At 45.5% G+C, this 12,379-nt stretch carries 16 protein-coding genes and 1 CRISPR repeat array (1 of these 17 cut by a window edge); of the genes, 9 read left to right on the top strand and 7 right to left on the bottom strand.

The genetic code is table 11. The features are described from left to right. A CRISPR array of direct repeats spans positions 1-245; the repeat unit is 36 nt; unit sequence GTCTTAATCCCTTTGAAATCAGGGGGTTTGAATCCC; it reaches 69 nt to the left of the window's first position. 227 nt (positions 246-472) lie between these two features. The 5 genes from cas2 to Q384_RS03510 all read right to left on the bottom strand — a co-directional run bounded on the left by cas2 (position 473) and on the right by Q384_RS03510 (position 2,992). Beyond that, positions 473-751: a CRISPR-associated endonuclease Cas2 gene (gene cas2, locus Q384_RS03530; protein WP_037586008.1), complete on the bottom strand. Its 279-nt coding sequence runs from the start codon at positions 749-751 to the stop codon at positions 473-475. After that, positions 727-1,053: a CRISPR-associated endonuclease Cas2 gene (locus Q384_RS03525; RefSeq protein WP_037586007.1), complete on the bottom strand. Its 327-nt coding sequence runs from the start codon at positions 1,051-1,053 to the stop codon at positions 727-729. The genes cas2 and Q384_RS03525 overlap by 25 nt, the downstream gene beginning before the upstream one ends. Beyond that, positions 1,008-1,970 carry a CRISPR-associated endonuclease Cas1 gene (cas1, locus tag Q384_RS03520; RefSeq protein ID WP_051940376.1) on the bottom strand — a complete coding sequence of 321 codons (963 nt, stop codon included), beginning with the start codon at positions 1,968-1,970 and terminating at the stop codon, positions 1,008-1,010. The genes Q384_RS03525 and cas1 overlap by 46 nt, the downstream gene beginning before the upstream one ends. 24 nt (positions 1,971-1,994) lie before the next feature. Next, positions 1,995-2,192 carry a hypothetical protein gene (locus tag Q384_RS03515; RefSeq protein ID WP_037586006.1) on the bottom strand — a complete coding sequence of 66 codons (198 nt, stop codon included), beginning with the start codon at positions 2,190-2,192 and terminating at the stop codon, positions 1,995-1,997. A gap of 425 nt (positions 2,193-2,617) precedes the next feature. After that, positions 2,618-2,992: a hypothetical protein gene (locus tag Q384_RS03510; protein ID WP_037586005.1), complete on the bottom strand. Its 375-nt coding sequence runs from the start codon at positions 2,990-2,992 to the stop codon at positions 2,618-2,620. Between the two features lie 98 nt (positions 2,993-3,090). On the opposite strand from Q384_RS03510, the gene queA reads away from it, so the two are divergent. Beyond that, entirely contained in the window at positions 3,091-4,128 is a 1,038-nt protein-coding gene (gene queA / locus Q384_RS03505; RefSeq protein WP_037586004.1) for a tRNA preQ1(34) S-adenosylmethionine ribosyltransferase-isomerase QueA, read from the top strand. Positions 4,129-4,360: 232 nt separating this feature from the next. Here the strand turns inward: queA and Q384_RS03500 are convergent, their stop codons facing one another. After that, positions 4,361-5,020, bottom strand: coding sequence for a response regulator (locus tag Q384_RS03500; protein ID WP_037586003.1), 660 nt, complete (start codon positions 5,018-5,020; stop codon positions 4,361-4,363). Next, on the bottom strand, positions 5,017-6,813 hold the full coding sequence (locus tag Q384_RS03495) for a histidine kinase (RefSeq protein ID WP_169740830.1): 1,797 nt from the start codon (positions 6,811-6,813) through the stop codon (positions 5,017-5,019). The genes Q384_RS03500 and Q384_RS03495 overlap by 4 nt, the downstream gene beginning before the upstream one ends. Before the next feature lie 233 nt (positions 6,814-7,046). On the opposite strand from Q384_RS03495, the gene Q384_RS03490 reads away from it, so the two are divergent. From Q384_RS03490 to Q384_RS13165, 8 genes are all read left to right on the top strand, one after another. After that, positions 7,047-8,228, top strand: coding sequence for an MFS transporter (locus Q384_RS03490; RefSeq protein WP_037586001.1), 1,182 nt, complete (start codon positions 7,047-7,049; stop codon positions 8,226-8,228). Between the two features lie 36 nt (positions 8,229-8,264). After that, positions 8,265-9,650, top strand: a complete 1,386-nt coding sequence (locus Q384_RS03485; protein WP_037586000.1) for a NarK family nitrate/nitrite MFS transporter — start codon at positions 8,265-8,267, stop codon at positions 9,648-9,650. A 268-nt stretch (positions 9,651-9,918) separates the two neighbouring features. Then, on the top strand, positions 9,919-10,098 hold the full coding sequence (locus Q384_RS13175; RefSeq protein ID WP_156956430.1) for a hypothetical protein: 180 nt from the start codon (positions 9,919-9,921) through the stop codon (positions 10,096-10,098). A gap of 71 nt (positions 10,099-10,169) precedes the next feature. Next, the gene (locus Q384_RS03475) at positions 10,170-10,448 is read left to right on the top strand and encodes a calcium-binding protein (protein ID WP_037585997.1); all 279 of its coding nucleotides are present in this window, start codon (positions 10,170-10,172) and stop codon (positions 10,446-10,448) included. 401 nt (positions 10,449-10,849) lie between these two features. Beyond that, positions 10,850-11,329: a hypothetical protein gene (locus Q384_RS03470; RefSeq protein WP_037585995.1), complete on the top strand. Its 480-nt coding sequence runs from the start codon at positions 10,850-10,852 to the stop codon at positions 11,327-11,329. A gap of 25 nt (positions 11,330-11,354) precedes the next feature. Continuing rightward, on the top strand, positions 11,355-11,507 hold the full coding sequence (locus tag Q384_RS13170; protein WP_156956428.1) for a hypothetical protein: 153 nt from the start codon (positions 11,355-11,357) through the stop codon (positions 11,505-11,507). Between the two features lie 136 nt (positions 11,508-11,643). Further along, entirely contained in the window at positions 11,644-12,114 is a 471-nt protein-coding gene (locus Q384_RS03465; protein WP_037585994.1) for a hypothetical protein, read from the top strand. Between the two features lie 29 nt (positions 12,115-12,143). Next, positions 12,144-12,296, top strand: coding sequence for a hypothetical protein (locus Q384_RS13165; protein WP_156956427.1), 153 nt, complete (start codon positions 12,144-12,146; stop codon positions 12,294-12,296). Positions 12,297-12,379 lie beyond the last annotated feature (83 nt).

Raw genomic sequence — 12,379 nt, 5'->3', positions numbered from 1 at the left:
GTCTTAATCCCTTTGAAATCAGGGGGTTTGAATCCCGTGTTGTTGCAGCGGACATGAGTTTAGTCAATCCGTCTTAATCCCTTTGAAATCAGGGGGTTTGAATCCCAACAGCAAGCGGCGAGCAGTCAGAAAGCGAAGCGTCTTAATCCCTTTGAAATCAGGGGGTTTGAATCCCGTATCAAGGAAACGCAAGAAAAATACCCTGATTTGTCTTAATCCCTTTGAAATCAGGGGGTTTGAATCCCCCAGCCCTTTACAAAAAATACTCCAGTAAATCAAATAGATTTTTGTTTATTTGTGTAAATAAAAATCTTATCAAAAACTTACTTTCCTAAGTTTTGTTAAAGGCAGTTTCAGTGCTTGTTGTCATTATTGGCAATGCCAACCGATTAAACCGCAAGCGATATTTGTTATTTTCTCACGCTTTGTTATTGCTGTCATACCGTTTTTTTCAGGCAGCCTGAAACACGGTTTATGCCACCACAAAAAACGGCGTTTCCCATGGTTTCGCCAGCCCCAAATAGTGAGCAGGATAATGTTCTCCGAGGCTGAGCAGCAATAAGGCATCATTGTCTGCCAGTAAATCGTTTAATTTTTGTTCCAATAGCTGCCGTTCCGCCAAAGTCAGCCGACACAAATACGCCGACTTTTGTTTGCCGATGGCATAGGCTTGTAACATTTGGGCAACGCTGCGGCGGGCACGGCTGTTGCCGATGTCGTAGCAAATCAAGTAATCAGTGCGTTCAGGCATAAATCCCCCGTTAAAATCACGCCGTCGGGTAAGATTTTCTTGCCGAATCGGCGGCAATACAAACGATTATCCAAGCGAAATACCCACAAGGAATCTTCATCAATTTGCAACAGCTTTTGCAAATCCTGCCATAAGTGCTGCCATTCCGCCCAACCGCCTTGATACAAAAATACGCTGTTTTGCAGAGGCAAGGCGGATTGACTGCAGCGGCGGTAGATGCGCTGTAAACGTTGCTTATCGGCGATGTCATACACCATCAGTTGTTTGATGTTTTGCGGCATATTTGTGCCCATGTTTGCCATTGGGTATCGTTTTCCGTGTTGGCGCACTCAATGTTAAAGCGGTTAAGACAAGTGTGGATTTCTTGCTTTAAATGTGCCCGCCAGCCGGCAGCATCGGCTTCAAACAAGGGGTAGTAGGCTTGGCGTTGGGCTTTATGTAACAAGCACGCGCCGTATTGGTATTCAAAATCGCTCGCTTGCCAAGTGCCTTGTAAGAGGTGTTGCCACACCCAGCGATCAATGTCGGCGCGAACGGGTTCCATTACATCGCACGCCAGTGAAGCGCGATTGGCTTGCGGCTGGTGGTAAAAGCCCAAAGATGAATCTAAACCGGCAGCGGTTAGCAGGCGAACGCTTTCGGCATAAAGCAGGGTGTAGCTGAGAGACAGCAGGGCATTAACGGGGTCGGGCGCGGGGTGCTTTTTCCTGCCCTGAAACAGCCATTCGGCAGGCAACAGGCTTGCCAGTTGCCGCCAATAGTATTTGGCGGCTTGCCCTTCCAAGCCCAGCAGGGTTTCGAGGCTTTTCGCTTGGTTGATTTGGGTGTGCCAATGTTGCCAAAGGCTGTGGTCGGTGGTTTGATAATGATGCAAATGTGCTTGCTGCGTACTGAATTTATCCGCCAGCAGTTGTTGCGCCAAAGGTAGGGCGTTTTGAGTGCAATGCCGATATTGATTTAATCGCCGCGCGGCATCGGCTTTGGCAGGCAAAAGCAAGCTGATTTCATGCTTCAAACCGCTTAACACAACCACGCCGATGCCCAAGCTGCCGAGCTTGCCCAAAACCGAAGCGGTCAGCTGAATTTGCCCGATAATCATCAGCCGTTCCAACAGGCGCAAGGGAATGTTGGCAACGCGGCGGTCTGCTTCGTAAATCAACAGGGTGTCTTTTTGGGTGCGTAAGGTCAAGCCTTTTTTATCAAGGTATAAACTGCTCATATCGTGCCCTTTACTTGATGTGTCTTATTTGATAAATGTCTTGATGGCTATCGCAGCGGCGGGAATCATCGATTGATTTAAGACAGAGTAATACAAGCAAGTTGCTCCGATGACCACTAATCCGATTGCCGCAATCGCGGTTTTCACCACATCATTGCTGCCATTGACTTCAACAGTGCCAATGTCATTAATGGTGAATTTGAACCAGTTTTTATCGCTCATCGTTATATTCTTTCTGTGCTTTTGTGAACATGGTTCACATCTTAGAGCAAGACAGAAAGAATGGTTTTTTTCTCAAGCTTGAAGTGGAAACGGTGGCTGTTTGTATCCAAATTGATTGTTCTTTGAAAAAATCTGCTGCGCTGATTTTGCCAAACGCTTCATGCCGTAACGTGCTTGTTTAAAACGGCAGTACTGTTTTGGGGTGTGAATACTTGCAAACGTATTTCTTTAAGACTTGATACAGGGTGGGTCTGATGAGGCAACAGGTAGCCGATAAATCGGCAACGCGTGTATTTTCTTCTGTGCCAAACCACCCTGTTTCTTGATACTGATATGGCAGTAAACGGGTTCTTTCTATGGCTGTTTATGACAGCATTTTCCTATCAATACTGTAAACGACGCCGGGAATGCTTACAGCTTACACCTCACTTCATCAGCCGATTGACGCAGGCGGTAACGGTTTTTACCGATACATCAGCCAATACTTGTGTGCGCTGATTGGGGTCGAGCAATTTTGCCATATCGGTTAATGTGATGCTTTGCAGTACTTCCTCTGATGCGCACCCGCAAATTTTATCTTCCCACCGCTGTTTTTGTTCGGCAGTCATTGCCATGACAATCAATTTCCATTCACTGCGCTGATTCAATTCGGTGCGGCATTGATTGTCGATTAGCGTTTTGGCGATGTTTGTGCCGATATTGGTATTGGCGGTGGATTCGCCTTGCGTATTCACATTGCCGCTTTCGATGCATGCACTCAGTGTGCCTGCCAAAACCGCTGCCGCCAGATATTTTTTCATTTATTTCTCCGATTTTTAAAAATAATTACCAGTCATTTTGCCACAGCGGCCGCGTTATAATGCGCGTTTTTATCCTAAATTAACACCTGCAAAACGCCATGCACATCAATGATTTCGATTTTAACTTGCCGCCGCAGCTGATTGCGCAGCAACCGAGCACCGAGCGCGGCGGCAGCCGTTTGCTGGCGGCTTTGCCGCAGCAGCCTTTGGCGGATAGATGGTTTCGCGATTTGGCGGATTATGTGAACGCAGGCGATGTTTTGGTATTCAATAACACCAAGGTCATGAAGGCGCGGCTGTTTGGGCAGAAAGAAAGCGGCGGCAAAATTGAGGTGTTGGTGGAGCGGGTGATTGATGCACACACGGCGTTGGCGCATATTCGTGCGTCCAAATCGCCCAAGCCGAATACGCGTTTGTGGTTTGACGGCGGCATTCAGGCAGCCATGACGGAGCGGCGCGGCGAATTGTTTTGTCTGCATTTTTTCGGTGAAGAAGATGTGTGGTCGTTGTTGGAACGCATCGGACACATGCCTTTGCCGCCGTATATCGAGCGTGAAGCCGATGACACAGACAACGCGCGTTACCAAACCGTTTATGCCAAACACGAAGGTGCGGTTGCCGCGCCCACCGCAGGATTGCATTTCACCGACCATTTATTACAGCGTTTGCGCGGCAAAGGCGCGGTATTGCGTGAAATCACTTTGCATGTGGGCGCGGGCACGTTTCAGCCTGTGCGTGTGAACAATATTGCCGAGCACAAAATGCACAATGAGTGGTATGAAGTGGGCGAAGACACGGTTGATGCCATTGAAACCGCCAAGCAGTCGGGGAAACGGGTGTGGGCGGTCGGTACTACTGCCATGCGCGCGCTGGAATCTGCCGCGCTTTCAGGCAGCCTGAAAGCGGGCAGGGGCGATACCAATATTTTTATCACGCCGGGTTATTCGTTTAAAACGGCAGACCGCTTAATCACAAATTTCCATTTACCCAAATCCACTTTGCTGATGTTGGTGAGCGCGTTTTCCGGTGTTGATGAAATCCGTGCTGTTTATCAACATGCCATCGCCGCGCAATACCGATTTTTCAGCTACGGCGATGCGATGATTTTGGGGCGGAAAGATGAATACGGCATTTGATTGTGCTTTTAAGTATTGTTTAAACAGATACAGCCGTTTCATGTTTCAGGCTGCCTGAAACATGCGTAAATGGTCAAAAGCCGCCAAAAGCAGTCAAAGCACGGTAATTCATTTGATTTTGGCTGTTTGGCGGCGGCAACAGCAGATTACCGCAGTTGTATATGCGGTGCGATAACAAGTAAGCCGCCGCTGCGGCTTGTTTTCAGGCTGCCTGAAATTGTTTTTCGGGTGTTTAGCACTGGTCTAAACCATGTTCCACGGCATAGACGGCTGCCTGAACGCGGCTGTGCAGTTCCAATTTGCGCAGCAGGTTTTGAACGTGTACTTTAACCGTGCTTTCTGCCAAATCCAGCTTGCGGGCGATAACCTTATTGCTCACGCCTTTTGCCAGCCACGCCAAAATTTCACGTTCACGCGGTGTAAGTGTTTCGTGAATGGTGTTTTCAAGCGTCGGCTGCTGGGGAGAACGCAATTGATTAATGAGCTTGGTGGTGATTTCCGGTGATAAAACATTGTCGCCGTCCACGGCTTTGCGAATGCTGTCAATCAGAAAATCGGTATCGATGTTTTTCAGCAAATAGCCTTTTGCACCGCTGCGCATACATTCTTTTAAATCAACAACGTCTTCTGATACGGTCAGCATCAATACGGTTAATTCGGGATTGCTGTTCAATAGCTGCGGCAAGGCTTCGCGCCCGTTCATTACCGGCATGTCCAAATCCAGTAAAATCACATCGGGTTTTAATTGTTCAGCCAGTTTCACGCCCTCCAATCCGTCGGACGCTTCGCCGATAACATCAAAATCGGTTTGCTGTGTCAGCAAAAATTTCATGCCGCTGCGAAACAATTTGTGGTCATCAACCAGCAAAATGCGAATTTTCTCGGGAGTCATGATGTTTCCTTCGTATTGTTGGGAATATTTAAAATCACTTGAGTGCCTTGCTGTAAAACGGATTTTACGCACAATTCGCCTTTGGCGCGGCTGGTGCGCTCGTTCATGATGCCCAAACCCACATGCCTGTCTTGCTTGTTGTGAATGCTTGTCATATCAAAACCAAAGCCGTTGTCATTCACGGTTAATATAAAGTTCGGCTGGTAGCTGATGGTGATGGTTACATGAGTGGCATGGGCGTGTTTGCGTACATTGGATAAGGCTTCCTGAAGAATAAATAAGGCTTGTAATTGCTGCTCCATGTCTAAAGGCGGCTCGTTTTGATTGATGCTGCTGCTGATTTCGATACCGGTTTGTTTCTGAAAGCGGGCGATAACCGATTGTACGGCATCAGCAAAACCTTGATTGCCGATGCGGGTGCGGAAATTCAGCAATAATTCGCGGACATCGTCGTATGCTTCCTGTACGCCTTCGCGGATAAATCTCAAATTTTCTTCGGCTTGTTCAAAGTTCTTTTTGGCAATGGCTTGACCAAGCATTTGCACTTGCAGGTTGAGAAAAGATAAAGATTGGGCAATGCTGTCATGCAGACCTTGCGCCATAAGGTTGCGCTCTTCAATCACCGCCAGCTGTTTTTCCAATTGAATGCTGCGCTGATTTTCAATGGATACGCCCAATTGGCTGCACAAGATTTCAATCAGCTTGATTTGTGCCGCGCTCAAAGCCGCTTCATTGCTGAAAAACAGACTCATTTGACCAATATTGTCTTGGTTGTGCTGAATGAGGAATTGGGTTTCAGTGATTTTGTTGGTTTCGTTTGACTCTGAAACGGTGTTTTCATGCGGGCTGTTTTCATACGGGTTAACGGACGCGTTACTGTTGCCGCTGTTTTTGTCAAAGAGTTTCAAAGAGCCGTCTTGTGCTTGGCTTAAATTCAAAATGTGTTTCAGGAAGCCTTCGATCATGTTTTCCTGTGTTTGTGATTCGTGCAAAAAAGCGGTGATGTCATACATTTGGCGCAGAACATGATTTTTTTCCTCCAAATCCACGGTTTTTTCATGAATTTTGGCTTCTAAGTGATCATATACATCGGATAAGTTTAATGCCATTCGGTTAAAACCGCCCGCCACTTCACTGAATTCATCACCGTTTTCTTCGGAAATGCGTACGCTCAAATCACCGCGCCCGATTTGCAAGATACCGTTTTTGAGTCGGGTAAGCGGTTTAATCACCAATTGATTTAAAAACAGCAGTGCGATAAATGCCGACAACACCACCATGCCAATCAGCATAAACTGAAACAGCCTCAGCAATTGGATATTCTGGGTGTTTTCGGTTTCGATGGTTTTTACCAAACGGTCTATTTGGGAAATGAATTGCGTGGTTTCTTGCAATTGATTCACGTTTAAATGGGTTGGTTCTTGGGTTGATTTTTTGAATTCCTGAATAAATTCAGCAGCGGTAACGTAAATGTCATCCAGCTGCTTTTGTACGGTGCTGTTTTCGCTGTGCAGCCAGTTTCCGGCGTGCAGATTTTTTAAACGGGTTAATACGGTATAAAAATCCGCTTCTTCTTTGGCAATTTGTTCTTGCTGCTGCGGCAAACTGGCCAGTGCTGCCATGTGATACATGCGTTTGCGCAGGCTGCCTGCATCATTGATGGCAATACCGCCGCTTTCCAGCTCCCACGATAAATTTAAGGTCATGCCTGTGAACAGCAATGCACCGATAAGCCAAAACACAATGGCTGTTAATAAAGTGGCTGAAAGGCTGTGTAAGGGTTTATTTGTCATAAGGTTTTCTGAAAAACGGCGGGCTGCGCCGTGTGGAAACAGTGAAATCGTATCCTTAAATCGGTGAACATGCCAATAAGCCATCATTATTGTTTTATTCATCAAAAGTAATTAGTTTGCCTTAGCCCAAAAAAACACCGTTTACGGTCATTCGGGCAATATTGAGTGAGGAAAAATCGGCGTAGCCTGAAACCTGTTAATCTTTCTTTACTCAAATGATGGTGAGGTGTTTTATGAAAACCGACAATTACAAAGCATACAGTGTACTGGGTTCCAGTACGGTGGCTTTTACGGTCTGTTTTATGGTGTGGATGATTTTTGCGGTGTTGGGTGTGCCGCTGAAAAAAACCTTGGGGTTGTCTGAAACCGAATTCGGTATTTTGGCGGCAATGCCGGTGTTATCCGGTTCATTGATTCGTGTGCCGCTGGGCATTTGGACTGATCGCTACGGCGGACGGATTGTGTTTTTCCTGCTGATGCTGGTGAGTGTGCCCGCGGTGTTTTTACTGCAAGTGGCTACTCAGTTTTGGCAATTTTTGATTATCGGCTTGTGGGTGGGCTTGGTCGGCGGCTCGTTTTCGGTGGGCACACCCTATGTTGCCCGCTGGTTTCCGCCGAAACGCCAAGGCTTGGCAATGGGTGTATTCGGCGCGGGCAATGCCGGTGCGGCAGTGAATAAATTATTGGCTCCCGCCATCATCGGTGCATGGGGCTGGCAAATGCTGCCGAATGTGTACGGCGTAATTTTGTTGGTTACCACCATTTTGTTTTGGGTGTTCACCTACAGCAAACCGGAACATTTGGTTCCGCCCACAGTGAAATTGGGCGACCAAATGCGCTTGATGAAAGACAGTGCCGTATTGCGCTACAGTCAGTATTATTCTGTGGTGTTCGGCGGTTATGTGGGTTTGTCTTTGTGGATGGTGCATTACTACCAAGACCAATACAGCCTGCCGCTGGCAACCGCCGGTTTTCTGGCAGCGTGTTTCTCTATGCCGGGCGGTGTATTGCGTGCTGTGGGCGGCTGGTTTTCCGACCATTTCGGTGCGCGGCGGGTTACTGAATGGGTGTTCTGGATTTGTGCCGCCATTTTCTTATTATTGAGTTTTCCGCAAGAAAAAGTGGGCATTTCGGTAACCATGTTTACGGTGCTACTGTTCTTGGCGGGCATTGCCATGGCAATTGGTAAAGCCTCTACATTCAAATACATTTCCGATGAGTTTCCGAAAGACATCGGTACAGTATCCGGCGTGGTGGGTCTGGCGGGCGGTTTGGGCGGCTTTCTACTGCCGATTATGTTCGGCGCACTGGTGGACCTCACCGGAATCCGCTCCAGCAGTTTCGCACTGATGTTTGTTACCGTGCTGGTGAGCTTGATATGGATGTATATTTCTGAAGGCAAATTTAAAAAATAATCAATGATTCAATAATCATAATCAGGAGTATTTGTAATGGCAAAATTATTAACCGATTGGCAGCCGGAAAACCCCAGCCAATGGGCACAGAGCGGACGCAGCATTGCCCGCCGCAATCTGTGGATTTCCGTGCCGAGTTTGATGCTGGCGTTTGTGGTGTGGCAGGTGTGGAGTGTTGTGGTGGTTAAGCTGCCGCAAGTGGGTTTTGAATTCACCAAAAACCAATTGTTCTGGCTTGCCGCGATGCCCGCACTTTCAGGGGCAACCATGCGTATTTTCTATTCGTTTATGGTGCCGATTTTCGGCGGCCGCCGATTCACTGCGGTTTCTACCGCCAGCCTGCTGATTCCTGCCATTGGCTTGGGTATTTGTGTGCAAAACCCAAACACAAGTTATGCACTGATGCTGGTGTTGGCTTTATTGTGCGGTTTCGGCGGTGCTAATTTCAGCTCGTCCATGGCAAACATCAGCTTTTTCTACCCGAAAGCGGAAAAAGGCAATGCACTGGGCATTAACGCTGGTTTGGGTAATTTGGGTGTATCGGTGGTGCAATTTGTGGTGCCGCTGGTGATCACCGCCGGTGTGTTCGGCGCGTTTGGCGGCGAGCCGCAAGTCTTGAAAAATGCCGACGGCAGTACAGGCTCTATTTGGCTGCAAAACGCCGGCTTTGTGTGGGTGCCGTTTATCGCCATTTGCGCAATTGCCGCTTGGTTTGGCATGAATGATATTTCCTCTGCCAAAGCCTCGTTCAAAGAACAGGCAGTGATTTTTAAACGCAAACACAATTGGCTGATGTGCTGGCTTTATATCGGTACTTTCGGTTCATTTATCGGTTTTTCCGCAGCATTTCCTTTGCTCACCAAATCTGAATTTCCGATGGTTGATCCCACCAAATATGCTTTTCTGGGTCCTTTTGTCGGCGCGTTGTCGCGGGTAGTCGGCGGCTGGGTTTCTGACCGTGTACCGGCGGGTAAAGTAACGCAATACAGCTTCATCATTATGATTTTAGCGGTGTGCGGCGTGATTTTCTTTCTGCCGCATAACGGCATGGGCGGTAATTTCTGGGGCTTTTTCTCCTGCTTTATGCTGCTGTTTGCGTTCACCGGCGTGGGCAATGCCTCTACGTTTGCTCAAGCACCGCGCATTTTCTCCGCACTCACTGAGCTGCGTCTGAAAAATGCCAGCGAAGACATGCTCTACCAAGCAAGAAACGATGCCGCGCGCGAATCTGCCGCTGTGGTGGGTTTTATGGGTGCGATTGGTGCATACGGCGGCTTTTTTATCCCGAAAAGTTTTGGTACTTCCCTCGCCGTTACCGGCAGCCCGGTTGCCGCGCTGGTTGGGTTTATTGTGTTTTATATAACTTGTGTGCTGATTAATTGGTGGTACTACGCACGCAAAAACGCTGAAATTGAATGTTGAATTGAAGCGGATTTAATTGAAAGATAAACAGGCTGCCTGAAAACGGTTTCAGGCAGCCTGTTTTTTATAAAAAGTTTTTTGGTTTCAATCTAGTTACTTTGGCTAATACCTGATACATCATTCTAGAGTCTGTGGATATTTAAAACTCAGCATAGATTAATTTCAGCAGCACAAAAATAAATCACAGCCGAAAAAACAAATCCATTTTATCGGCTCTTATGGCAATTCGCTTATATTCTTTCAGCTGATTAAAGTAATTTTCAACCAATTGAGCATCATCTTCAGCAGCAAAACCGCATCCGAACCACTGCTTGACCTCTTTAGTGATTACCTTGATACGGTATCGGGTAAATATCATGGCAAAGATTGCCTCAATGGCAGCAGCGGCAATGACCATATGGCAGGCGGCGGACACGATTATTTAATCGGCGGCAGTGATAATGATTGACTGTGAGGTGATTTCGCTATCGATGAGGGGCAAGAAAAGGTTGCTGTTGCCGATGAATACGAGATGATGTTTTGGACGGCGGCGAGGGCGATGATGAGTTATACGGCGGTCAAGGCAATGACCAGCTGCATGGCGGCGAGGGCAACGACATTTTATTGGGCGATGATTCTGTTGAGGGGCATCAGCATAATCAAGACATGGCGGGCAATGATACTTTGTATGGCTATTACGGCGATGATGTGTTAAACGGCGGTGAAGGCAATGAAGAAAATGCTATTAAAACCCTGTATCACGGCAACAATTATCTGGGTAGAGGCAGCAGTGTGGCATGTTGTTTGGAAATTGTGTAAAAGCCTAATTTTACCGTTGCATACCTAAAATAAAAGGGTGTAGTATGCCAAAAAATGTTAAGCATCATTACGTTATTTATCTGTATCTGCGGGGATTGGGTAATGTATTCGATGGGTCAAAATTTATTAGACAGGCTGCCTGAAAGCACGGGACTGAGTTTCCATGCTTTCAGGCAGCCTGTCTGTGCTTAAATTACAGGTTCTGAACTCTACTACTTTGTTGCATAGTAATAGCGACAGCATAGTGAATAGCAAAAAAGAATAGAATTTAGCTATTTACGAAAGCATTTTCTGTAAAATATTTTCGCAAATGGCTTGATTAGTAAACAAAGGCATACAGCCTGAGCAGTAAAAATCAAGGGTTTGATTATTTACCATACTTTAAACTAAGGATATATATTATGGCTTTTGTGAATGAAATTATTTCTGAGGAAGATATTCAGAAATATGGGCTTGATGAGCTTATGGGTGATTTCCATCCTTTCGATCTTGATTGGGGTAAAGGAGGGAGAGGAAGACCTGAAGGGTTTTGGTACTCATGGACGATAGATAGGGATAGAGGTATTTATTTCATGATAGTTAAAACAATTAAAGAGATAGGGCCGAGTGATAGACCTGAACCAACAAACAAAAGAATTGCTGTTCTTAATTTTCAAGAGCGGCGTGTACCTTTAATAATTGAACGCACTCATTGCCCACACTCTTTTTCAGATAATCCTTTTTTGCTCGCTTGGGATTTATTGGAAATAGATACCTCAAATGTACCAGAGATGTCAAAAAAATCTGTTATTGCTGTATTAAAAGAAGCTCTCACCATTTATGGATATGATGGGGCATATAGTAAAAAAATCCCCAATACCGTTGTTGAGTTCAGTTTTTAATCACTAAAATTTTAGGAGAATCAAAATGTCCCTTACCATGACAGAAGCCAATGCACTTCTTGCCAATGTTTCTACTGATGAAGATTTGCGTAATCTGATTGCTCAACTTGATGTTTCTGGCTCGGGTTATACTACCTTGCTATATAGTGGTAGCATGGTGAATAGCAAAAAAGCATAGAATTTAACCATTTACGAAAGCGTTTTTTGTAAAATATTTTCGCAAATGGCTTGATTAGTAAACAAAGGCATATTGCCTAAGCAATAAAAATTAAGGGTTTAATTATTTACCACACTTTAAATGAAGGATACGTATTATGGCTTTTGTAAATGAGATTGTTTCTGAAGAAGATATTCAGAAATATGGACTTGATGAGTTAATGAGAGGTTTTTTTCCATCTGACAGAGAGTGGAAAAATGGAAGACCGTCAGGGTTTTGGCATGCTTGGACGATAGATAGAGATAAAGATATTTATTTCATCATGGCAAAGACAATTATGGAGACTGGTATGAGTGGGCGTCCCGAGCCAACAAATAAAAGAGTTGCTGTTCTCAATTTCCAAAGGCGGCGTGTACCTTTGATAATTGAACGCACTCATTGCCCGCATTCTTTTTCAGATAATCCTTTTTTGCTTGCTTGGGATTTATTGGAAATAGATATTTCAAATGTACCAGAGATGTCAAAAGAATCTGTTATTGCTGTATTAAAAGAAGCTCTCACCATTTATGAATATGATGGTGCATATAGTAAAAAAATCCCCAATGCTGTTGTTAAATTCAGTTTTTAATCAAAAAGGTTCATTTAAGGAGAATCAAAATGTCACTAACTATGTTAGAAGCCAATGCACTTCTTGCCAATGTTTCTACTGATGAAGATTTGCGCAATCTGATTGCTCAGCTTGATGTTACCGGCTCAGGTTCTACTACCTTGCTATATAGTAACAGCATAGTGAATAGCAAAAAAGCATAGAATTTAGCTATTTACGAAAGTATTTTCTGTAAAATATTTTCGCAAATGGCTTGATTAGTAAATAAAGGTATATTGCCTAAGCA

This window comes from Stenoxybacter acetivorans DSM 19021, assembly GCF_000745895.1.
Classification (GTDB): Bacteria; Pseudomonadota; Gammaproteobacteria; order Burkholderiales; family Neisseriaceae; genus Stenoxybacter; species Stenoxybacter acetivorans.
The sequence above is the reverse complement of the archived record's forward strand: the minus strand, read 5'-3'. Positions and strand labels throughout refer to the sequence as shown.